The organism is Gloeotrichia echinulata CP02 (assembly GCA_038087035.1).
Taxonomy (GTDB): domain Bacteria; phylum Cyanobacteriota; class Cyanobacteriia; order Cyanobacteriales; family Nostocaceae; genus Gloeotrichia; species Gloeotrichia echinulata.
This window is the reverse complement of sequence record CP051187.1, coordinates 3,075,328-3,098,593: the sequence shown is the minus strand read 5'-3', so window position 1 is coordinate 3,098,593 and position 23,266 is coordinate 3,075,328. Positions and strand designations below refer to the sequence as shown.

Below are 23,266 nucleotides of genomic sequence, written 5' to 3'. Positions count from 1 at the left end.
GACACGCTGCGCGATGACAAACATCACGAAAAAACTATCACAGTTACGTAAGTCCTAATACTGATTAACCTATTAATTTCTGCCAAGAATTAGGACCGATAATCCCATCGCTGGCTAAAGCATTTTGCTTTTGAAAGTTCTTCACCCGCACTTCTAACTGTGGATCATAAACACCATCAATCTCAGCACTGAGACGATATTCCAAGTATCTAACAACTGGACCGCCAGCATGGTTTGGTCTAAGGATTCGTTTGGCTAAAATTAGATTAATTGCATCCCATGTATTTTTATCTGCAATTCCAGTTTGTTGCACTCCGATAATATTTTGCAATTTGGCTACTGCTGAGTTAGTTGCGTCACCAATTACGTTATCTTCTGCTAAAGGCTTACCGTTTTTATCGGTTATTTTCAATCGATTTAAAGCTTTTTGCAGTCTGAGGACTGTAGTATCTTTATTTTGATCCTCATCGGGTACAGGATTCACCTGTTCAGTGGGCAATTTACCTGTTAAACCTTTGACAATTGCATTGGCGAGTGATTCTGGATTATAAAGCTCCATATCTTTTTTGGAATCAATGAAGCAACCTTCGATCAAAATCGCCGGCATATTTGTGTTTCTGAGAACAAATAAGTGAGAACCACTCTTAACCCCACGATTAAAAAATCCTAATTTTACGATTTCATCTAATACGGGTTTAGCAATTTTATTGCTGGTTTTACCTATGGCAAATACTTCCGTGCCATTGGCTTGTCCGTTAAAGCCATTAAAATGAATTGAGACATAAATATCTACTTTGCTTGCATTAGCTTTATCACATCTTTTAGAAAGTGAGTCACGTACTGAACTAGCACTGTTGGGTCTACATGTGATCACTTCATGCCCTAAAGCTTGTAATTTAGATATAACTCTATTTCCTACATCTAAGATTAAATTATCCTCAAATCTGATGCCACTAGCTCCGGTATCTGGAGGGCAATTATGCCCAAGATCAATTCCAAATTTCATGGTTTCATCCTCAATTTACTTCATAATATTATCAAATTCTCTTAATCACTTTGTATCAATGTAATACCCTCGGCGGAAATAAAATTAAAAGTATCAGGGTTGTCATTGGTCATTGGTCATTGGTCATTTGTCATTGGTCATTTGTCATTGGTCATTTGTCATTGGTCGTCCCAGTCCCCAATCCCCAGCGATGCACTGAGCTTGTCGAAGTGTCCCCAGCGATGCACTGAGCTTGTCGAAGTGTCCCCAATCCCCAGCGATGCACTGAGCTTGTCGAAGTGTCCCCAGCGATGCACTGAGCTTGTCGAAGTGTCCCCAATCCCCAGCGATGCACTGAGCTTGTCGAAGTGTCCCCAATCCCCAGCGATGCACTGAGCTTGTCGAAGTGTCCCCAATCCCCAATCCCCAATCCCCAATCCCCAATCCCCAATCCCCATTCCCCATAACCTGAAAGGGCGTTTAAGATCAAGGTAAAGAAATATTTCGTAGCTTAAACGCATGAAACGTATCGTTTTGATTGCTGGGTTTGAATCATTCAACGCTGACTTATACAGAAAAGCAGCTATTTTGGCTAACTCTCGGTGTCTGGAGTTGGATATTCGGGTGTTTAGCGATCGCGATATTAGCACTAAACGCCAGGAGGTAGAAGCAGCGCTCAAGGGTGCGGATGTATTTTTCGGGAGTTTACTATTTGATTATGACCAGGTTTTGTGGTTGCGCGATCGCCTTACCCAAATCCCCATCCGTCTGGTGTTTGAGTCAGCCTTGGAATTGATGAGTTTAACTAAGTTGGGGGCTTTTGCGATTGGCGACAAGCCCAAAGGTATGCCTAAACCTGTTAAATTTATCCTGGACAAATTCAGCAACGGACGAGAAGAAGACAAACTCGCCGGTTACATCAGTTTCCTAAAAATTGGTCCCAAACTGCTGAAATTCGTCCCAGTGCAAAAAGTCCAAGACTTACGCAACTGGCTAATTATCTATGGTTATTGGAATGCTGGGGGTTCGGAAAATGTCTCCGCATTATTCTGGACACTGGCGGAAAAATATTTAGATTTAAGAGTTGGGGATATTCCCCCACCAGTCGAAACGCCGAATATGGGGCTATTACATCCTGATTATCCAGGCTTTTTTGCATCACCCCGTGATTATCTGGAGTGGTATCAAAATAAGGGAATGGAAAAAATTCATTCCTCCCCAGTTGTCGGGATATTACTTTATCGCAAACATGTAATTACCAAACAACCTTATATTCCCCAATTAATTCGCCGGTTTGAGGAGGGGGGTTTAATTCCGTTACCGATTTTTATTAATGGTGTGGAAGGCCATGTGGCTGTAAGGGATTGGATGACAACCGACTATGAAATTCAACAACGCCAACAAGGTAATATTGAAACTCCCTCGCTTTCTCAAACATCTGTGAAAGTGGATGCAATTGTTTCTACCATTGGTTTTCCTTTGGTGGGTGGTCCAGCAGGTTCAATGGAAGCTGGGCGACAGGTAGAAGTAGCAAAACGTATTTTAACAGCTAAAAATGTACCATATTTTGTAGCTGCACCATTGCTAATTCAAGATATTTACTCTTGGACGCGCCAAGGTATTGGTGGTTTACAAAGTGTGGTTTTATATGCTTTACCAGAACTGGATGGGGCGATTGATACTGTTCCCCTTGGTGGTTTGGTGGGCGAAGATATTTATTTAATTCCCGAACGAGTACAGCGATTAATTGGTAGGGTACAAAGTTGGATTTATTTGCGAAAACAACCAGCATACTCACGCAAAATTGCCATTATTTTGTATGGCTTTCCTCCTGGTTATGGCGCTGTGGGTACTGCAGCATTATTGAATGTACCTCGTAGTTTATTGAAGTTTCTCCATGCGTTGAAAGATCAAGGTTATCACGTGGGGGATTTACCTGAAGACGGGGAAGAATTGATTCGCTGGGTCAAGGAAGCAGATGAGAACCCCACTCTCCCTATAAACGAGGAGGGAGTCATATCAAGCGCCGTTCACGGGGGAGTTAGGGGTGGTTCTACTGTTAATGCTAGAACTTTAGAAAAATGGTTGGGATATCTCCGCACTTCGCGGATCGAAAAACAATGGAAATCATTGACGGGAACTGGAATTAAAACTTATGGTGATGAGTTTAATATTGGTGGTGTACAGTTAGGAAATATTTGGATAGGTGTCCAGCCTCCTTTGGGAATTCAAGGCGACCCGATGCGGTTAATGTTTGAACGGGATTTAACACCACATCCCCAATATGCTGCTTTTTATAAGTGGCTCCAAAATGACTTTCAAGCTGATGCTGTGGTTCATTTTGGGATGCATGGTACTGTGGAATGGTTGCCTGGTTCTCCTTTGGGTAATACTGGTTATTCTTGGTCTGATATTTTGTTAGGAAATTTGCCTAATCTCTATATATATGCGGCGAATAATCCTTCGGAATCGATTTTGGCGAAGCGTCGCGGTTATGGGGTGTTAATTTCTCACAATGTCCCTCCTTATGGTCGTGCAGGATTATATAAGGAATTGGTATCTTTACGAGATTTAATTTCGGAGTATCGCGAAGACCCGCAAAAGAATTATGTGCTGAAGGAAGGGATTTGTAAGAAGATTTTGGATACTGGTTTGGAGGCTGATTGTCCATTTGAAGATGCGAAAAGGTTGGGGATTGCTTTTAGTCCAGAAAATCTGCGGCTATTTAGTCATCATGCTTTTGATGATTATTTGGTGAAGTTGTATGAGTATTTGCAGGTGTTAGAAAATCGGCTATTTTCTTCGGGGTTGCATGTTTTGGGAGAAAAGCCTAATGAGGAAGAGTTGACGGCGTACTTAGATGCTTATTTTGGTAAGGAATCACCAACACAAGAAGAACAGCAAATTAGGGATTTGTTGATGCAATCTACTGATGAATTAACCAATTTATTGCGGGGTTTAAATGGTGAATATATTCCGCCTGCGCCTGGTGGTGATTTGTTGCGGGATGGTCCTGGTGTTTTGCCTACAGGAAGGAATATTCATGCTTTAGATCCCTATAGAATGCCTTCATCTGCTGCTTATGAAAGAGGACGAGAAATAGCTCAAAAAATTATCGCCCAGCATTTAGAAGAACATGGTAATTATCCAGAAACTGTGGCGGTGATGTTATGGGGTTTGGATGCGATTAAAACTAAGGGTGAATCTTTAGGAATTTTGTTGGAATTGGTGGGGGCTGAACCTGTGAAGGAGGGGACTGGGCGCATTGTGCGTTATGAGTTGAAACCTTTGGCTGAGGTGGGACATCCGCGAATTGATGTGTTAGGAAATCTGTCGGGAATTTTTCGGGATAGTTTTGTAAATATCATCGAATTGTTGGATGATTTGTTTCAACGGGCGGCTGATATTAATGAATCTGAAAATCAGAATTTTATTAGAAAACATGCTTTGGCTTTAAAGGCGCAAGGTGTAGAAAATTCTTCGGCGAGATTGTTTTCTAATCCTGCGGGTGATTTTGGTTCTTTGGTGAATGATAGAGTTGTTGATGGTAACTGGGAATCTGGGGAGGAGTTGGGGAATACTTGGCAAAGTCGCAATGTGTTTAGCTATGGTAGACAAGATAAGGGACAAGCTAGACCGGAAGTTTTGAATACGTTGTTAAAAACAAGCGATCGCATTGTGCAAGAAATTGATTCTGTAGAATATGGTTTAACCGATATTCAGGAATATTATGCTAATACTGGTGGCTTGAAAAAGGCTGCAGAAAAGCAACGCGGTAAGAAGGTAACTACTAGTTTTGTAGAGAGTTTCTCGAAGGATACTACACCCCGCAATTTAGATGATTTACTGCGGATGGAATACCGCACGAAGTTGATAAATCCTAAATGGGCGCAAGCAATGGCTAGTCAAGGTTCTGGTGGCGCTTTTGAAATTTCTCAACGGATGACGGCGTTAATTGGTTGGGGTGGTACGGCTGATTTTAAAGATGATTGGGTATATGACCAAGCAGCGGATACTTATGCTTTAGATCCCCAAATGGCGGAGAAATTACGCCAGGCTAATCCTGAAGCATTCCGCAATATTTTAGGCAGAATGTTAGAGGCGCATGGACGCGGTTTTTGGCAAGCTGATGCAGATAAATTAGATAAATTGCGTCAGTTATATCAGTTAAGTGATGAGCAACTTGAGGGTGTGACAATTAATTAATTGTATTCTATATCTTCTCATGTCTTAATATACTCATATACTGGTATCTACCCTTGGTTTATTCGCAAACTATAACTTTATTAAAGTTATAGTTTGTTGTTATAGATACAACAATTTTATCTGCTATTGAACTATAGTCGAGCTACACTGGCTTAACTACTGGCGTTGCTGATTGGAAGTGTAGAATCGTAACATAGATTCACCCATTTTGTTATAGTTTATCCTGCTATTTGGCAACACCCAATTCGTACACTACATCAATCTAAAATTTATGTTTGCTCCGCTACATGTATCAAAAAAAGGCTTCAAGCTATCAGCAATGGAGTGAATCTAAATTCTCAAACCAAAATTGTCTGACTCTATAAATTCAGAACAGCTTCATCAATTTGAATTGAGTAATTTTGACACATGAATACAAAACACCAAAGTCTGAGCAAACAAACTGCTCTTATTACTGGGGCTGCAAGTGGTATTGGCTACCAATTAGCTTGCATTTTTGCCCAGAATGATTATCATCTTGTCTTAGTAGACAGAATGGGAGAAAAACTTACGGAAATTGCAGATAAATTTCAACATCAGTTTGGCATTTTTGTCAAAACCATTGTTAAAGATTTATCTATACCCACATCTCCAGAAGAAATTTTCATCGAGTTACAAAAAGAAAATATCAAAATTGATGTGCTTGTAAATAATGCTGGATTTGGAATTCATGGATTATTTCATGAAACTAATCTGAATACTGAACTAGACATGGTGCAGGTAAATTTGGTATGTCTCACCCATTTAACTAAGTTATTTCTCAAGGATATGGTTAAGCAAGGGGAGGGCAAAATATTAAATGTTTCCTCCGCTGCTGCTTTTCAACCTGGCCCTTTTATGGCAGTTTATTTTGCAACTAAAGCCTATATTGTTTCGTTTTCACAAGCACTTGCTAGTGAATTAGAAGGTACGGGTGTCACCGTCACAGTTCTTTGTCCAGGACCTACAGAATCTGCTTTTCATCAAAGAACAGGCGCCGCAGGTACTAAGCAGGTCGCAGGTAATAAGATGATGGATGCACAAACAGTAGCTAAAATTGGCTATCGCGCTTTAATGGAAGGCAAAACTGTGATTATTCCTGGGCTAAAAAATAGATTCTTGGCAGAAATTGTGAGATTTACGCCTAGAGATTTGGTGACAAAAATTGTGAAAAATATGCAGGAAGTTAAATAGGCTCTTAACGGGGGATTGGGTAAATTAATCGTTGTTTAACAAGTCCGTTTCATAGGACTCCAAAACCCCACTGCGAATCATCAGTTGCGGCCAAATTAACAAGAAAAAACCCATCCAGGTTAATACAGGTAGAGAGACGAGAACTGTTAGCCAGATAGTTTTAAATAGTAACCAGCTACCAGTAATTAGCGTTAAACCTGTCAGCAGTATAGACCAGGGTTGACACCACCAGGGTTTGTAGTTCCAAGGATTGAGAGGTTTTTGTTCAGACATGAGTGATTAGGGATTAGGGATTAGGGATTAGGGATTAGGGATTAGGGGACAAATGACAAATGACAAATGACAAATGACAAATGACAAATGACAAATGACACGCGCAGCGTAGTAAAATTCCGCAAGTTAGTTATAAAATCTTGGTGTCCTAATCATGCGAGATATTATGCGGGATTTTACACACAGTCGCCGTTGGATAATTTTGAGCATTTGTGCGATCGCAGTTGTGATAGCATATCAGGCTTTTGGTGTCCAACGCACTGGGCAAACATTACAACATAATGCAGTCATTTTTGTTGCGGATGGCTTGCGTCCCAGTGCGATTAATGCTAAAGATACGCCGACGTTGTACGAGATTCGCCAACAAGGAGTCACCTTTACCAATAGTCACTCTCTGTTTCCGACATTCACAACAGCTAATGCTTCGGCGATCGCTACTGGTCATTATCTGGGTGATACGGGTGACTTTAGCAATACTATCAAAGTTCAGGCTCCGGTTAAAAGTGCCAAAAATAGTTTAGTGCCTTTCCTGGAAAATAATGCTGTTCTTAAGGAAGTTAACCAGCAGTTTAATAGCAATTTTCTCAACGAAGAAAGCCTACTATCAATTGCTAAAAAAGCCGGTTTTAGCACGGCGGCGATAGGAAAAGTTGGCCCTGTTTTCATCCAAGATGTAACTCAACAAAACGGCGCACCCACGATTATTTTTGATGATGATACTGGTACGCCTACGGGAATTCCTCTAAGTCCAGAAATTACGGATTTACTCACCAAAAATTCCCTGGCTTTAGCTACTCCAGCGCGGGGAGATAATGGCAAATCTGGTGATAGTAAGACTCCAGGTACAAAAAGTGCGAATATAACCCAGCAGCAATATTTTGCTGATGTCACAACTAAGGCAATTTTACCTTTATTCCAGCAACGTCAAAAACCCTTTGTGTTAGTTTATTGGTCTCGTGACCCTGATGGTACACAGCACAATCATGGTGATAGCCTCAACCGACTCACTCCCGGAATCAATGGTCCGACTGTCCAAGCAGCGCTACAAAATGTTGATAAAAATCTCAGCCAAATTCGCACCGCACTCAAAGATTTGGGTTTAGCAGCCACTACAAATATATTTGTCACTGCTGACCACGGCTTTTCGACAATTAGCAAGGAAAGTAAAACTAGTTATGCAGCATCTCTTGCTTATTCAGAAGTTCCCACAGGTTTTTTACCCCCTGGTTTTGTGGCGATAGATTTAGCACATGATTTGCAATTATCTTTATTTGACCCTGATAATCAAAATGCCCCTATCAATCCCACTCAGGGGCAGTTTTCTAAGAGTAGTATCCTAGCTAAAGACTCCAAAAATCTTGAGTTAATTATTGCAGGTAATGGCGGTTCTGATTTGCTTTATTTATTGAATGACGCTAACAATAAAGCTAATGCCAAAAAAATTGTTGATTCGCTCTTGAAACAAGATTATGTCAGTGGTATATTTGTAGATGATGGCTTTGGCAAAATTCCCGGTACATTGCCTTTGAGTGCCATCAAACTCAGAGGAACAGCCACGACTCCCATACCCTCAATTGTGGTAAACTTTCGCTCATTTGATACAGGTTGTGGCAATCCTACCGCCTGTGGGGTAGATATAGCCGATACTACCTTACAGCAAGGTCAGGGAATGCATGGCAGCTTCAGTCGTGCTGATACTTACAATACTATGGCAGCCCTTGGGCTTGACTTTAAACAAAAGTATCAAGATCAAGCACCGGCGGGTAATGCAGATGTTGCACCTACTCTAGCAAAGGTGCTGAATTTAAAACTACCCGCTCAAGGTAAGCTGGTGGGAAGGGTGTTGAATGAAGCCTTGCGTAACGGCCCTAACAAGGTGAAATCTCAGTCTCAAACCCTAGAATCTCAAGCAGCAACCAATGGTTTGAAGACGATCCTCAAGTATCAAACGGTAGGAAAAACTCGCTACTTTGACACAGCAGGGTTTCCTGGTCGCACCCTAGGATTGTAAAATAGACAATACAAGACAATAAATAATTGTCGCTATGGCTCGTAGTGGCGCTTTAGCGCTACTACAAACCCAGTGATGAACAACACCTAAGACCATCTTTACAACCGCTGCAGCAGGCTTAAACCGTGGGTATCAGTACCACAGGTATTGAACAGATTAAATTCATTAGCTAACTGCTGTACCTGTTGTGATTCCACATTGCTTGGCTTCCAAGGATTGGGGTTATTGTAAGCGTAGAAACTTTCAACACCATCAATCCCATGATCCGCAGCTGCGGGAATTAGGTCAAAAAGCGATCGCTTATAACGCGCTGGATGGGCTAGTACAGCCAATCCCCCGGCTTCATGAATAGCAGCAATGACGTTATTTGCTTGATATTCTTTACCTATAGCAATTTTTCGTTGCAAATAGGATTTGATGCTGGGGTGTTCGACATCGAAAGCGTAAGCCAAAATGTGAACTTCGACATTTAACAAATTGGCATTAATTTCGACACCAGTCCACAGATGGGGCGCATTTATACCAGGATGACTCCACTTCCAGTCTTCTAACCAAGCCTGCGCCAATTGATAGCCAGCAATACTATGATGGTCAGTAATAGCTAGCCCTTGTAACCCAATTGCGATCGCCTGTTCCATCAGCAAATTTGGCTGCAATTTTCCATCTGAGTAAACAGTGTGCATATGAAAGTTGAATAATCTGGGACAACTTTCTGCATGAATACTCTGGAATACTTGCTTCAAATTTTCCATAGAAGGCGAAGTGCGAACAAAATTTACAACCATAACCCCCTCTACTCAAAAAGATATTATTCTAAACACACAACAGCAAGCTACATTTCCAGATGAAAAATTACCAGCACTGTCCAGTAGTGTTGGTAGCTATCAGACCCCTTGCAAAAGTTCTCTATCCCTAGAGGGTAGACCCAGACCCCCATCCCACCTTGGATGTAAGTCAAAGGTGGGATGGGGTTCTTTAGTTTTGATTTATGCAATTCGTCTATTGTCTGGATTTCATCAGCAAATTTTTCAATATGTTAAGACTACGTTAGCAAATCTCAACGCTTACGGACATGAGTATTTTCAATTGACCCTATAAAAATAAGTAAAAAATATTGCTGAAATCTTCATGTAACACAGTGATAAGGTTTGTGGCAAATAACTGGTAAAAACCAGCTTTAATAGCGAGATATTTCTCTTGACAATTTCAGATAATAGTAGAAAAAGACACGTTTACTTAAGTAATCCTACTAAGGAGCCATCGCCAGTAACTACCTCACCAATCGCAAAAGCAGAAATATCTTGGGACTGAAAGTAAGTAATTGTCTCTAGTACCTGATAAGGTGGTACCAGCAGTACAAATCCGATCCCCATATTAAAGGTGTTATACATAGCTTCCCAACTCACTGCACCTGCTGCAGCTAGCCACTGAAATATTGGGGGGAGAGTCCAACTACTGGGGTCAATTTTAATTCCTTGACCCTGACCAAGACATCTGGGTAAATTTTCTGGTAATCCACCACCGGTGATATGCGCCATACCGTGAATATCCAAACCTGCAAGACGCGCAGCCAGAACAGGTTTGACGTATATTTGAGTAGGCTTCAAGAAAGCATCGCCCAGAGTTTCACCACCTAACAATTGTGGGGTATCACTCCAAGCAAATCCGCCATCGCTAACAATCTTGCGGACTAAACTCAAGCCATTACTGTGTACACCAGTGCTAGGGAGTGCGATCGCTATATCCCCCACTTGTACTTGTTTACCATCCAGCATCTGGCTTTTTTCCACAATTCCCACACAAAACCCAGCCAAGTCATACTCACCCACTTGGTAGAAACCAGGCATTTCTGCGGTTTCTCCACCTAATAAGGCACAACCCGCCAGTTTACACCCATCAGCTATACCTACAACCACCTGAGTCAATTGCTCTTTGTCTAGCTTACCTGTAGCCACATAATCTAAAAAAAACAGTGGTTCGGCGCCAGATGTCAACACATCATTAACGCACATCGCCACCAAATCGATCCCAACGGTGTCATGACGATTAAGAATGTGGGCGATTTTCAGCTTTGTCCCCACACCATCTGTCCCGGAAACCAAAACTGGCTCTTTAAAACCCCCTGGTAGTTGAAAACAACCACCAAAGCCACCCAGTCCACCAATTACTTCCGGTCTAAAGGTGCTGTGAACAGCATTGCGAATTTGATCCACAAAAGCTCTACCAGCCTCAACATCAACCCCTGCATCCCGATAATCCATGTCTTGACTACACCGCTAACAATATCTCACTCAGAGTTAGGGCTGAAATTTGAGGACAACTCATAACTCCTTACTCTTGACTCCTAACTTTAAAATGCCTCATCTTCGATACCACGCCACCATTCCCCTAAATTCATCAAGTCTTGGAAAAGATCTTCCAATTCCTCAACATATACATCTTCGGAAATCGTGGCGCGACGCTCTTGTAGTTTTTTCAGGCGCAATTGCACCAATAGCCAAGGTTTGGCGATGCTATTGGTTGCTTCGAGGTATTGAGCTAATTCTTTGCTATCCATAATCACATATTATATATGGTGCCAAATCAGATAGTCAAATATATTTAGACATTTGCAATTTAACCGCTCATAGCACGGGAAAATCAGGGTTTTTGGCGTCTAACGATGATCTTCCGGGGCGCAAGGCCTTGCGCCCCTACTCCCTGTCGTCCTCACATAGTCGATACAATGGGTGTTACTTGGTAGCTATATTCTTTTATTGTATCAAAATTGGACTCTTCCTGATTTTCAAAACCATTGGGAAGTAAAAATCGATAATTTCCGGGTGGAACTGAGGAAATTAACCAAATCTAAAAACCTGTATAACTATTTTCTCACGGTGTTTGAGTCCGTCTACATTGATGCGGTACGACAAGCAAAAAACAAAAGTGGGTTAAATTGTTTTCCCCCAAATTGTCCCTACACCATTGAGCAAATTTTAGATGTGGATTATTTACCACCATTCAGCTATTTATAAGGTGGGCAATGCCCACCCTACAACTAAACGGACGCAGGCTAGGCCAACGCAGTGGTAAAATTATTTATCCCAAGGGTTCCGCTTAATCCTGTGACTTCAATGATGGCATCGGTATTGGGATTAAACCCTGCTATATCATCATTAATAGCGACAAAGGTACGGGTACCAAAGGTGAATCGAGCAGCAAAGTTGGTGCGAAAAGTAGTAGAGGTTAATTTAGCTGCAATTCCAGTCGTATTAAATGTTGCAACAGATCCTGCACTGAATAAAGATCCGGCTCGTGCGGTGGAAACGACGAATCTATCCTCAGCAGCATTGAAGTCGGTAATCACATCAAAGTTACTGAAGAGGGAATCAGCTAAGTTGCGGTAGTCAAAACGATCCACTCCTACCCCTCCGGTCAGACTATCTTTTCCTATTCCCCCGGTTAGTATGTCATTACCAGCACCACCATTGAGGGTATCATTGCCAGCACCACCATTGAGGGTATTATTACTGGCGTTACCTGTGATGAAGTTATCATCTGCATTACCTGTACCGTTAATCGCTGCTGTTCCTGTCAGGGTGAGGTTTTCGACGTTAGATAGGGTATCTAGGCTGAAGGTGACACTCGATTCAATGGTATCTGTACCCCGATTAGCAAATTCGGTAATCATATCAGCGGTGCTATCGATAATGTAGATATCATTATCAGCACCACCAATCAGGATATCATTACCAGCACCACCAATCAGGATATCATTGCCAGCACCACCAATCAGGATATTATGATTGGCGTTACCTGTGATCACGTTATTGCCTGCGTTACCTGTACCGTTAATCGCGGCTGTTCCTGTCAGGGTGAGGTTTTCGACGTTGGCAATACCAGATAGGCTAAAGGTGACACTCGATTGAATGGTATCTGTACCCTGATTATCAAATTCGGTAATCACATCAGTGGTGCTATCGACAATGTAGATATCATCGCCATTTCCGCCGATGAGGGTATCAATACCATCACCACCATTTAGGGTATTATTACTGGCGTTACCTGTGATGAAGTTATCAGCTGCATTACCTGTACCGTTAATCGCGGCTGTTCCTGTCAGGGTGAGGTTTTCGACGTTGGCAATACCAGATAGGCTAAAGGTGACACTCGATTCAATGGTATCTGTACCCTGATTAGCAAATTCGGTAATCACATCAGCGGTGCTATCGATAATGTAGATATCATCGCCATTTCCGCCGATGAGGGTATCAATCCCGGCGCCACCATTAAGAGAGTCATTCCCACCCTGGCCAAATAATAGGTTGTTTTGTCCATCGCCAATAATGGTGTCATCTCCATTCGTACCTATAACATTGTCAAAGTTCACGACTGTAAACGGACCGACAGGAACAGGAGTACCATTCACCGTCAAACTTTGAGTCAAGAGGTTGGCGTTAATTGATACGTCTGCATTGACACTAGAAGCATCTATGGTGTTATTAGTGACAGCCGCATTGGCAACGATTTTTGCGATCTTGATCAGTTGGTCTGTGCCTGTACCGCCAGCTTTATTGACAATTCCAGTTGGTAATAGGGTAATACTTTGCGCCAGAGTGCTGTAATCAGCCGTATCAATCCCTACGTCTCCATTTAAGGTATCGTTACCAATACTTCCGGTGAGGGTATCATCACCACCACCACCATTAAGATTGTTGTTAGCAGTGTTACCTGTGATAACGTTATTGTCTGCATTACCTGTAGCGTTAATCGCATCTGTTCCTGACAGGGTGAGGTTTTCGACGTTGGCGATCGCCTCTAGGCTGAAGGTGACACTAGATTCAATGGTATCTGTCCCTTGATTGGCATTTTCCGTAATGATGTTTGTGGTGCTATCGACAATGTAGGTATCATCGCCATTTCCGCCGACGAGGGTATCATTTCCGTTGAGTTCAATAATGCCAATGTTAGTCAGGAGATATTTACTACCGTTGAGGGTATCATTCCCATCACCACCATTAAGAGAGTCATTACCGGCGCCACCATTAAGAGTGTCATTCCCACCTTGACCAAATAATAGGTTGTCTTGTCCATCGCCAATAATGGTGTCATCTCCATTTGTACCTATAACATTGTCAAAGTTCACGACTGTAAACGGATCGACAGGAACAGGAGTACCATTCACCGTCAAACTTTGAGTCAAGAGGTTGGCGTTAATTGATACGTCTGCATTGACACCAGAAGCATCTATAGTGTTATTAGTGACAGCCGCATTGGCAACGATTTTTTCAATCTTGATCAGTTGGTCTGTGCCTGTACCGCCAGCTTTATTGACAATTCCAGTTGGTAATAGGGTAATACTTTGCGCCAGAGTGCTGTAATCAGCCGTATCAATCCCTACGTCTCCATTTAAGGTATCGTTACCATTACTTCCGGTGAGGGTATCATCACCACCACCACCATTAAGATTGTTGTTAGCAGTGTTACCTGTGATAACGTTATTGCCTGCATTACCTGTAGCGTTAATCGCAGCTGTTCCTGACAGGGTGAGGTTTTCGACGTTGGCGATCGCCTCTAGGCTGAAGGTGACACTCGATTGAATGGTATCTGTCCCTTCCCCTAGAAGTTCGATAATTACATCAGTCGTGCTATCGACAATGTAGGTATCATTATCTGTGCCACCAATCAGGATATCAATACCATCACCACCATTGAGGGTATCATTACCACCAAGACCAATGAGGATATTATTACTAGAAGTACCAGAAAGATTGTTATTATTATTATTACCGTTAACAATCGCCATATTTCTCCTTTGCAAAAATTAAAAGCCGAATGGATTTAGGCTTTGACAATAAACAGTTACTAGCAATTTCAGTAAATAAAATTGCTTTGCCATGAAACCAGACTACTCAACTGCTGACTGAGTGAACACCTGAGAATTACCGACTTATTCTGACTTGTGTCCGAGTTTTATTCATACATATATATTGACTTTATCTAAGTAATAACTATTTAAAAGTTACTTTGTGTAATAACTATTTAAAAGTTAGTCTGTGTAATAACTATTTCAAAATTGCTCTGTGTATAGTTACAGATAAAATTTGTATTAAATATTAATTTAATCTAAATACCAAGGTCACTAAGGGTACGTCATGACTGCATTCACAAAGTCAAACTTGCAGTTACAGCCGACTTTCCGCACTTCATCGTGTAATATGCGTATATTTCCAAAATCTCACTAACTTTGGTTAAAGAACAACACAAATTTCCAATGGATTTAAATATTAATACTTAAGGGTTTAACCTTATTAGAAATAATTCTTGAAAAGAGAGATAATTCATATTGAGCAAATTTTAGATGTGGATTATTTACCACCATTAAGCTATTTATAAGGTGGGAAATGCCCACCCTACAACTAAACTTCAACAGGTTTTTACACCAGCTGAACATCCAAAGAGACTGCAAAGCCAGCAGGTTTGTTCTCAATGATGGCGAATTGATAATCGACGAAGCTCAACGCACCGTTGGAACTGTTGTAGCTGAACTGATTGAGCGAGGTAGCACCAAATGAAACGGAAATTTGGATTTTGTCGCCCTCAGTCCGCTGAAAGTCCTTAATGATATCTATGCCTTCAAATTTGTTATTGAAGACAAATTTATCAGCACCAGCACCACCAGTCAGGATATCAGTACCAGCACCACCAGTCAGGATATCATCGCCATTTCCGCCGATGAGGGTATCATTATCAGTCAGGGTATTATTTAAGAACACCTGAGCCATGAAAATATTGTCGTTAGCCCAATCTCCTTTTTCTTGCCGTAGAAAGTCATCTTTTCCTTCACCATTGAAATCTCCAACCATTAGATTCGTCAAATTCCCGTTAAAAAAGCCAGGATTGGACAAATCTGCTTTTTGGGTAAAACTTCCATCCCCATTGGACAAGAACACCTGAGCCATCAAAAAATTGTCGTTAGCCCAAGCTCCTTTTTCTTGCCGTAGGAAGTCATCTTTTCCGTCACCATTGAAATCTCCAACCATTAGATTCGTCAAATCCCCGTTAAAAATCCCAGGATTGGACAAATCTGCTTTTTGGGTAAAACTTCCATCCCCATTGGACAAGAACACCTGAGCCATGAAAATATTGTCGTTAGCCCAAGCTCCTTTTTCTTGCCGTAGAAAGTCATCTTTTCCGTCACCATTGAAATCTCCAACCATTAGATTCGTCAAATTCCCGTTAAAAATCCCAGGATTGGACAAATCTGCTTTTTGGGTAAAACTTCCATCCCCATTGGACAAGAACACCTGAGCCATCAAAAAATTGTCGTTAGCCCAAGCTCCTTTTTCTTGCCGTAGGAAGTCATCTTTTCCGTCACCATTGAAATCTCCAACCATTAGATTCGTCAAATCCCCGTTAAAAATCCCAGGATTGGACAAATCTGCTTTTTGGGTAAAACTTCCATCCCCATTGGACAAGAACACCTGAGCCATCAAAAAATTGTCGTTAGCCCAAGCTCCTTTTTCTTGCCGTAGAAAGTCATCTTTTCCGTCACCATTGAAATCTCCAACCATTAGATTCGTCAAATCCCCGTTAAAAATCCCAGGATTGGACAAATCTGCTTTTTGGGTAAAACTTCCATCCCCATTGGACAAGAACACCTGAGCCATCAAAAAATTGTCGTTAGCCCAAGCTCCTTTTTCTTGCCGTAGAAAGTCATCTTTTCCGTCACCATTGAAATCTCCAACCATTAGATTCGTCAAATTCCCGTTAAAAATCCCAGGATTGGACAAATCTGCTTTTTGGGTGAAAAGAATATCGTTATTTAAGCTATTGTTACCAATTCCTCCCGTGAGGGTATCATTCCCATCACCACCATTAAGAGAGTCATTCCCATCCTGGCCAAATAATAGGTTGTTTTGTCCATCGCCAATAATGGTGTCATCTCCATTTGTACCTGTAACATTGTCGAAGTTCACGACTGTAAACAGACCGACAGCTTGAGGAGGACCATTCACCGCATTCACCGTCAAACTTTGAGTACCGAGGTTGGCGTTAATTGATACGCCTGCATTGGCACCAGAAGCATCTATAGTGTTATTAGTGACAGCCGCATTGGCAACGATTTTTTCGATCTTGATCAGTTGGTCTGTGCCTGTACCGCCAGCTTTATTGACAATTCCAGTTGGTAATAGGGTAATACTTTGCGCCAGAGTGCTGTAATCAGCCGTATCAATCCCCACGTCTCCATTTAAGGTATCGTTACCAATACTTCCGGCGAGGGTATCATCACCACCACCACCATTAAGATTGTTGTTAGCAGCGTTACCTGTGATAACGTTATTGCCTGCGTTACCTGTACCGTTAATCGCAGATGTTCCTGTCAGGGTGAGATTTTCGACGTTGGCGATCGCCTCTAGGCTGAAGGTGACACTCGATTGAATGGTATCTGTACCCTCATTAGCAAGTTCGGTAATCACATCAGTCGTGCTATCGACAATGTAGGTATCATTATCTGTGCCACCAATCAGGATATCAGTACCATCACCACTATTGAGGGTATCATTACCACCAAGACCAATGAGGATATCATTACCAGGAGTACCAGAAATATTGTTGTTATTATCGTCACCTGTGAAAATTGCCATATTTCTCCTTTGCAAAAATTAAAAGCCCAATGGATTTAGGCTTTGACATTAAACAGTTGCTAGCAATTTCAGTAAGTTAAATTCCTGTGCCATAAAACCAGACTACTCAACTGCTGACTGAGTTAACGCCTGACAATTACTGACTTATTCTGACTTGTGACTGAATTTTACTTATGTAGCTAGCAACTTGGGTGGTTACAAACTTATCACCTATTATTTAAGATATTATGCATGGGGAGCAATAGAAATTTCCAGAATCTCAAATCCTTATGCTCTATAGATTAAAGTCTAAATTAGACTAAAGTCCAGTAACAATACTGGGTGAATAGATTTTAGGACTTACGCATCGTACGTAAGTCCTATACGCAATTTGGTTATTTTACGTATGTTTAGCACCCAGCGTTCGCTCTTCGCGTGCCGGAGGCAATTGCAAGTGTCGGAATAAATCAGGGTTATGCGAAGCGCCTGAAAAGACGAAATACCATAATACATGTTATGGTTAATTTGTATAGTGCATAAGTCATAGATTTGTTCGTAGTTGCGCTACCCTAGGGGAAAGCTGGGCTAATAGCGCTCCCTTGATCAAGAGCGCTAAAGCGCAACTACGAACAACCCATCAAACTTGCTGTGACAGAGTACTAATAATTAGACTTTCGCCAAATTTTCTGCAGCAAAGTCCCAGTTAGCCAGCTGCTCCAAGAAATTCTTGATAAACGCAGGACGAGCATTTCTGTAGTCGATGTAGTAGGCGTGTTCCCAAACATCTAGGGTGAGGAGTGCCTTTTGTCCATAAGCTAGAGGGTTTTCTGCATTGGGTGTCTTAATCACCTTCAGCGTACCACCATCATCAATTAACCAAGCCCAACCACTGCCAAACTGAGTTGTAGCAGCGTTAGTGAACTCTTCTTTGAATTTGTCAAAGCTACCAAAATCCTTGTCAATTTTTGTAGCCAATTCACCGCTGGGTGCGCCACCACCAGCTGGCTTCAGGGAGTTCCAGAAAAAGGTGTGGTTCCATACTTGAGCAGAGTTGTTAAAGATTCCTACTTTAGAGGGATCTCTAAACGAAATTTGGATCACTTCTTCTAGCGACTTATCAGCAAGTTCTGTACCATCAGTGAGCTTGTTAAGGTTGTCTACATAAGCCTTGTGATGCTTACCATAGTGGTACTCAAAGGTTTCACCTTTCATGCCGTAAGGCTCTAGAGCATTAAAGTCGTAGGGTAGGGGTGCTTGTACAAATGACATTTTGCTAAATCCTCTCTTTACCGGTTTCCAGTTGAAAGCTATTACAGCAGCTTAGGAAATTACAGGTTTTGTCTTGACTAGTTTTATATCCTTAATATGGAACATAAAACTTAACATGGTCATTTTACTACCAAAGTGAAGATTCAGACAAAGTAGTTTAGTTAGGGGATTGGGGATTGCACTTCTGGTGCGGACGCTACGCGAACGGCTCCGCTCTGTTACCAGGGATTGGGGATTGCACTTCTGGTGCGGACGCTACGCGAACGGCTCCGCTCAGTTACCAGGGATTGGGGATTGGGGATTGGGGATTGCACTTCTGGTGCGGACGCTACGCGAACGGCTCCGCTCAGTTACCAGGGATTGGGGATTGGGGATTGGGGATTGCACTTCTGGTGCGGACGCTACGCGAACGGCTCCGCTCTGTTACCAGGGATTGGGGATTGGGGATTGGGGATTGCACTTCTGGTGCGGACGCTACGCGAACGGCTCCGCTCTGTTACCAGGGATTGGGGATTGGGGATTGGGAATTGGGGATTGGGGATTGAGTATTGGAACTGACAAATGACAAATGACAAATGACAAATGACAAATGACAAATGACAAATGAACTGGAGGTAGATTAAAAATCAGTCTTAAGTTAGATGATTTAATATTGAAAATACTTAAATCTAAGATAGAAATTTGAATTTTCCTTCAATATAATTTTCTGTGGAACTTGAATATATAGGGTGGTGAGTAAGTACTAACTCACTCACTCACCATCCTCATATATTCAATGCCCAAAATCATAGCAAATCCCAATGCTTACCATTGAGATAAACATTGCTGGCAATAGTTAACAATTTCAGCCGTAACCTCAGACACCCCTAGACCATCAGTTTGAATTTCAATTGCATCTGCAGCTTTTTGCAAGGGAGAAACTTTGCGAGTGCTATCTTTCCAGTCACGTTCGGCAATGTCCCGTTCCAGTTGTTCTAAACTGACTTCGGGTAGACCTTGTTTTTTAAAGTCTTCCTGGCGACGACGTGCGCGTTCACTTACAGACGCGGTTAAGAAGATTTTCACTTCCGCATCGGGGAATACATGAGTACCAATGTCTCTGCCTTCAGCGACTAAACCACCTCTTTTACCCCAACTTTGCTGTTGTTTCACCAGTGCTTTACGTACAGCACCCTGTGCGGCAATAGCCGATACTTGAGATGTCACCTCAATTGTGCGAATCTTTTGAGTAACATCACTACCATTAATCCAAACCCGCACTGGAGACTGCAGATCCTGGCAAGGAGTGAGTTGAATTTCAGACTGACTGGCTAATTCGGCGATCGCGCATTCATCGTCAATGGGAATTCCCTTTTGTAGCACCAGCCAAGTAACAGCACGATACATCGAACCAGTATCTAAATACACCAAACCTAGCTGGTTTGCTACTTGACGAGCCACCGTAGATTTTCCCGCGCCCGCTGGACCATCAATAGCGATGATGGGTTGGCGATCGCATAAGATGGTATTGTCGATCAAACGTGTAGAACCAAGACGTGCTGCGATTGCAAGCATTCCTTCCTCCTCAACTTTATCTAAAGACATCAAAGTAATCGCATCAACCAATTCAATATATTCCACGAAGATATTACTGACCATTGCCACTTCTTGCTGCACTATTGCTATCAGCTTGCTGCTATTGCGAACGCCAGCGCGAAACGCAGCTTCAGCTTGCTGTAAGCCGCGATATAACACCGCCGCCTCCTGTTTTTCTGTTGCAGTCAAATATTGATTGCGAGAACTTAAGGCCAGACCTGAGGGTTCCCGCACTGTTGGACAAGCAACAATTTCTGTGGGAAAATTTAAATCAGCCGCCAGCTGTCTAATAATTGCTAGTTGCTGACCATCTTTTTGCCCAAAGTAAGCCCGGTCAGGCTGTACCAAATTGAAAAGTTTGGTCACAATCGTCGTTACACCCTGAAAGTGACCTAGCCGAGAACCACCACACAAGCCTGTTATCATAGCAGATGGAGGGATTACTTGCGTAACATTCGATTCTTGTATACTCTTCTGGGGAATTTCTAGTTCTTCCGGAGTAGGCGCAAAAATCATGTCTACCCCAGCTTCTCTACACATTTGCATGTCTAGCTCTAAAGTCCGGGGGTAGCGCTGATAATCCTCATTGGGACCAAATTGCAAGGGATTGACGAAAATAGTGACAATCACCGTGGAATTTTCTTGCCGCGCTCGTTGTATTAAGCTTAAATGACCTTGATGCAACCCTCCCATCGTCGGCACCAAACCGATAGCCGTCTGGAACCAACTGGTCATCTCATCTAGTACCAAGTCCTCATGAACCGCACACCTGTTTTGGGCACGGCGTTTAGTTAAATAGCAGCGTAAAGCCGCAACTGTTGTCAACAGGCGCACAAAATACCCCTAGTTTTTCTCTATCCCTCCCCCGTTAGTGTATATCTGAAATCGCGGGAAGGAACATTTGAAATAGGGGAATTAGTTGATAGTTAGGAGTCAACGGTCAACGGTCAACGGTCAGTTGAAAAATTGCCGTTGAGTATCCGAGAGTGGGATTGTCCTAACTGTGGGACGCACCACGACCGAGATATCAATGCAGCAAAAAATATTTTGGCGGTGGGACACACCGTTACAGTCTGTGGAGCGAACATAAGACCGGCTAGGCATGAGTCTAAAGGGCAGTTGCAAAAAACCCGTTCGGCTGACGCCGTGAGCGTCAGCCGAACGGGAAGGAAACAGAAACCTAAGTCGTGAGTCTTAGGAATCACCGCACTTTCAGGGCGGTGAGGATGTCAATGTGATCCTTTATCTTCCTAAAACGTCAATCTGTACTGGTGCTATGCCACTGCCCATCATGCCTAAAATCCGCGCTGCACCAACAGAAAGGTCAATAATACGACCCCGAATGTAAGGGCCTCGGTCAGTAATTGAGACTACTACAGAACGACCATTGCGGGTGTTGGTAACACGGACTCGCGTACCAAAGGGTAAGCTGCGATGAGCTGCTGTCATGCCTTCTGGATTAAACTTCTTGCCGCTGGCAGTATGGCTGCCAGAACCATCATAGCCATAATAAGACGCTACCCCGTTAAAGGTGAGTCGCACTGGTCCAATAGCAATCTGTTGTGGCAACTTTGGTATTGAAACTGGTAAGCGCACTGGTAAATCAGCAATCTCGCTGATCGGAGATGCATTGCTAATGAGTCTCCGCAGGCGATTGGTTGCTTGTAATGCATCTTGTGCCAGATTATTGGTGGAATCGGCTAGGCGTGTATTTTCATTGATTTCCACCAATTCTTCGCCATTGAGCTTGATAGTATAGCGATCGCCTGGTTTGGGCTGGACAGAGGAGCTTTTGTTCTGGGCTAAATTGGCAACTTTAACATCGCTTCCTTGTTTCCAACTGACACCAATTTGGCTTGCGTCCACATTTTCCCGGATTAACTGGTTGATTCTAGCTGCTATTACACCAGCTTTTTGAACCGGGTCATTTTGAACATCGCTAATTTGGTTACCCTCAACCGCAAAATTCCCAACAGTGCTTACCTTGCCTGAGTTTCTACCAATAGGGGCGTACAGTTGCACGCCCCTAGCATCTCCAATTACACCAACTTTACTCTGAACACTCTCAACTGGTATAGAACTCAGAAACGTAAGAACGGGGATATTTCGGATAAAGAGGGTTGCCGCCTGACGACCCCCAATGCTGTGAGGATGAATTTGTGTAATCACGGCATCGGAGGTAAGTTTCCCTGTTGGGGATTTGTACTCTCCTACCTTGACGACATCACCAACAGGTAATGTTTGGGCAACTCGAGTAGCTCCCTTGGTAGTTTGAGTCCGACCAACTGAGGGTATCCCTAAAACAGTCAGAAACAGGGCGACAGTAGTCCACAAATGTCTTTGATTCATGCGTCCGATTTTAAAGCGACTGTAGAACAGAAGTTTCATGATTCGTGGGATGTTGGGCCACCTAGTAGTGACATCCCCCCCTACAACTCGAACTCGTTCCGCTTTCACTTTTTGTTTGATAACTGCAACAGACTAACACGAAGACGGGAACTTGGGGATCAGGGTTTTATCGTAAGACTTGGTAAATTTAGCAAATTCAAATTGTGATTTCAAGCCTAAAACCTAGATAAAATGCGGATTCTGACTGTGTAACGTTTTTTTTGATAAGTAAAACTTTTCTTATGAAAACTTAACATTTTTGGATAACTTAATTCACGACTCGCCCGCGAAATTTGTCCCAAAAGCTTATCACTGCCTGTATTTTTTAGTTTGCAGTTTGTGTACGTATAAATATTTATAAACTAAAATCAAGCTATTATTGAATTTAGCGAACATATACTTAAAAATATTTACTGATTTTAAATCTGTGAATTTTAGAGTAAGTCTTTTAAGTCAAGAATTTTAGATTACATTATGTTGAAAATAAGCCAGAATAACATTAATAATATTAATGTAAAAAATCAAACAAAGTATATTATTGAATCTAATAAAGATTGGTTATATGTAAAACTTTGATTATAAGTAATTTTCCGCATAAAGAGTCAATACATTTTTAGGGATTTTTTTTGCCAACAGAGAAAAATCAAAGCCTAAAAAATTAGGCAAAATTCACGCTTGAGTGTAGATTAATTTGCCAACGCCGCAAATTGAATACCGTTTTTACCTACAGTAGTTGATGAG

The 23,266-nt window shown here is 42.2% G+C and carries 16 protein-coding genes and 1 pseudogene; 6 read left to right on the top strand and 11 right to left on the bottom strand.

The annotated features are described in order from the left end of the window. Window positions 1-64 precede the first annotated feature (64 nt). Together HEQ19_13755 and HEQ19_13750 are read right to left on the bottom strand one after the other, a co-directional pair. Complete coding sequence (locus HEQ19_13755; GenBank protein ID WYM00429.1) at window positions 65-1,006, bottom strand: N-acetylmuramoyl-L-alanine amidase; 942 nt, start codon at window positions 1,004-1,006, stop codon at window positions 65-67. Window positions 1,007-1,150: 144 nt separating this feature from the next. Continuing rightward, window positions 1,151-1,450, bottom strand: a complete 300-nt coding sequence (locus HEQ19_13750) for a hypothetical protein (protein WYL98113.1) — start codon at window positions 1,448-1,450, stop codon at window positions 1,151-1,153. Window positions 1,451-1,504: 54 nt separating this feature from the next. Here HEQ19_13750 and bchH point away from each other — a divergent pair, with 54 nt between their 5' ends. Both bchH and HEQ19_13740 read left to right on the top strand, forming a co-directional pair. Next, window positions 1,505-5,191 (top strand): magnesium chelatase subunit H, encoded by a 3,687-nt coding sequence (gene bchH / locus HEQ19_13745; protein WYM00428.1) that lies wholly within the window; start codon window positions 1,505-1,507, stop codon window positions 5,189-5,191. Window positions 5,192-5,599: 408 nt separating this feature from the next. Beyond that, window positions 5,600-6,403 (top strand): SDR family oxidoreductase, encoded by an 804-nt coding sequence (locus HEQ19_13740; protein WYM00427.1) that lies wholly within the window; start codon window positions 5,600-5,602, stop codon window positions 6,401-6,403. Between the two features lie 24 nt (window positions 6,404-6,427). On the opposite strand, the gene HEQ19_13735 is transcribed toward HEQ19_13740, so the two are convergent. Then, complete coding sequence (locus tag HEQ19_13735; protein ID WYM00426.1) at window positions 6,428-6,676, bottom strand: DUF6737 family protein; 249 nt, start codon at window positions 6,674-6,676, stop codon at window positions 6,428-6,430. A gap of 166 nt (window positions 6,677-6,842) precedes the next feature. Between HEQ19_13735 and HEQ19_13730 the strand changes: the two genes are divergently transcribed. Further along, window positions 6,843-8,687, top strand: coding sequence for a nucleotide pyrophosphatase/phosphodiesterase family protein (locus HEQ19_13730; GenBank protein ID WYM00425.1), 1,845 nt, complete (start codon window positions 6,843-6,845; stop codon window positions 8,685-8,687). 98 nt (window positions 8,688-8,785) lie between these two features. On the opposite strand, the gene HEQ19_13725 is transcribed toward HEQ19_13730, so the two are convergent. From HEQ19_13725 to HEQ19_13715, 3 genes are all read right to left on the bottom strand, one after another. Beyond that, the gene (locus tag HEQ19_13725; protein ID WYM00424.1) at window positions 8,786-9,472 is read right to left on the bottom strand and encodes a PHP domain-containing protein; all 687 of its coding nucleotides are present in this window, start codon (window positions 9,470-9,472) and stop codon (window positions 8,786-8,788) included. Window positions 9,473-9,919: 447 nt separating this feature from the next. After that, entirely contained in the window at window positions 9,920-10,948 is a 1,029-nt protein-coding gene (purM, locus tag HEQ19_13720) for a phosphoribosylformylglycinamidine cyclo-ligase (GenBank protein WYM00423.1), read from the bottom strand. Between the two features lie 89 nt (window positions 10,949-11,037). Next, entirely contained in the window at window positions 11,038-11,244 is a 207-nt protein-coding gene (locus HEQ19_13715; GenBank protein WYM00422.1) for a hypothetical protein, read from the bottom strand. A gap of 172 nt (window positions 11,245-11,416) precedes the next feature. Between HEQ19_13715 and HEQ19_13710 the strand changes: the two genes are divergently transcribed. Further along, window positions 11,417-11,701: a DUF29 domain-containing protein gene (locus HEQ19_13710; protein WYM03397.2), complete on the top strand. Its 285-nt coding sequence runs from the start codon at window positions 11,417-11,419 to the stop codon at window positions 11,699-11,701. A gap of 38 nt (window positions 11,702-11,739) precedes the next feature. Here the strand turns inward: HEQ19_13710 and HEQ19_13705 are convergent, their stop codons facing one another. The 3 genes from HEQ19_13705 to HEQ19_13695 all read right to left on the bottom strand — a co-directional run bounded on the left by HEQ19_13705 (window position 11,740) and on the right by HEQ19_13695 (window position 18,562). After that, window positions 11,740-14,472 carry a bluetail domain-containing putative surface protein gene (locus tag HEQ19_13705; GenBank protein ID WYM00421.1) on the bottom strand — a complete coding sequence of 911 codons (2,733 nt, stop codon included), beginning with the start codon at window positions 14,470-14,472 and terminating at the stop codon, window positions 11,740-11,742. 631 nt (window positions 14,473-15,103) lie between these two features. After that, window positions 15,104-17,314: a hypothetical protein gene (locus HEQ19_13700; protein WYM00420.1), complete on the bottom strand. Its 2,211-nt coding sequence runs from the start codon at window positions 17,312-17,314 to the stop codon at window positions 15,104-15,106. A 645-nt stretch (window positions 17,315-17,959) separates the two neighbouring features. Next, window positions 17,960-18,562, bottom strand: a complete 603-nt coding sequence (locus tag HEQ19_13695; GenBank protein WYM00419.1) for a superoxide dismutase — start codon at window positions 18,560-18,562, stop codon at window positions 17,960-17,962. Between the two features lie 169 nt (window positions 18,563-18,731). Between HEQ19_13695 and HEQ19_13690 the strand changes: the two genes are divergently transcribed. Next, window positions 18,732-19,127 (top strand): hypothetical protein, encoded by a 396-nt coding sequence (locus HEQ19_13690; protein ID WYM00418.1) that lies wholly within the window; start codon window positions 18,732-18,734, stop codon window positions 19,125-19,127. A gap of 239 nt (window positions 19,128-19,366) precedes the next feature. On the opposite strand, the gene HEQ19_13685 is transcribed toward HEQ19_13690, so the two are convergent. Further along, a complete protein-coding gene (locus HEQ19_13685; GenBank protein WYM00417.1) occupies window positions 19,367-20,971 on the bottom strand; it encodes a bifunctional pantoate--beta-alanine ligase/(d)CMP kinase in 1,605 nt (534 codons plus the stop codon). Between the two features lie 129 nt (window positions 20,972-21,100). On the opposite strand from HEQ19_13685, the pseudogene HEQ19_13680 reads away from it, so the two are divergent. Beyond that, window positions 21,101-21,328 (top strand): annotated as a pseudogene (locus tag HEQ19_13680) (zinc ribbon domain-containing protein). A 51-nt stretch (window positions 21,329-21,379) separates the two neighbouring features. Here the strand turns inward: HEQ19_13680 and HEQ19_13675 are convergent. Continuing rightward, complete coding sequence (locus tag HEQ19_13675; protein ID WYM00416.2) at window positions 21,380-22,486, bottom strand: septal ring lytic transglycosylase RlpA family protein; 1,107 nt, start codon at window positions 22,484-22,486, stop codon at window positions 21,380-21,382. Between the last annotated feature and the right edge of the window lie 780 nt (window positions 22,487-23,266).

Excerpts from the sequence above, each read along its gene's own strand:
- HEQ19_13755 (WYM00429.1), bottom strand. The coding sequence starts at position 1,006 with ATGAAATTTGGAATTGATCTTGGGCATAATTGCCCTCCAGATACCGGA.
- HEQ19_13750 (WYL98113.1), bottom strand. The coding sequence starts at position 1,450 with ATGGGGAATGGGGATTGGGGATTGGGGATTGGGGATTGGGGATTGGGG.
- bchH (WYM00428.1), top strand. The coding sequence starts at position 1,505 with ATGAAACGTATCGTTTTGATTGCTGGGTTTGAATCATTCAACGCTGAC.
- HEQ19_13740 (WYM00427.1), top strand. The coding sequence starts at position 5,600 with ATGAATACAAAACACCAAAGTCTGAGCAAACAAACTGCTCTTATTACT.
- HEQ19_13735 (WYM00426.1), bottom strand. The coding sequence starts at position 6,676 with ATGTCTGAACAAAAACCTCTCAATCCTTGGAACTACAAACCCTGGTGG.
- HEQ19_13730 (WYM00425.1), top strand. The coding sequence starts at position 6,843 with ATGCGGGATTTTACACACAGTCGCCGTTGGATAATTTTGAGCATTTGT.
- HEQ19_13725 (WYM00424.1), bottom strand. The coding sequence starts at position 9,472 with ATGGTTGTAAATTTTGTTCGCACTTCGCCTTCTATGGAAAATTTGAAG.
- purM (WYM00423.1), bottom strand. The coding sequence starts at position 10,948 with ATGGATTATCGGGATGCAGGGGTTGATGTTGAGGCTGGTAGAGCTTTT.
- HEQ19_13715 (WYM00422.1), bottom strand. The coding sequence starts at position 11,244 with ATGGATAGCAAAGAATTAGCTCAATACCTCGAAGCAACCAATAGCATC.
- HEQ19_13705 (WYM00421.1), bottom strand. The coding sequence starts at position 14,472 with ATGGCGATTGTTAACGGTAATAATAATAATAACAATCTTTCTGGTACT.
- HEQ19_13700 (WYM00420.1), bottom strand. The coding sequence starts at position 17,314 with ATGGCAATTTTCACAGGTGACGATAATAACAACAATATTTCTGGTACT.
- HEQ19_13695 (WYM00419.1), bottom strand. The coding sequence starts at position 18,562 with ATGTCATTTGTACAAGCACCCCTACCCTACGACTTTAATGCTCTAGAG.
- HEQ19_13675 (WYM00416.2), bottom strand. The coding sequence starts at position 22,486 with ATGAATCAAAGACATTTGTGGACTACTGTCGCCCTGTTTCTGACTGTT.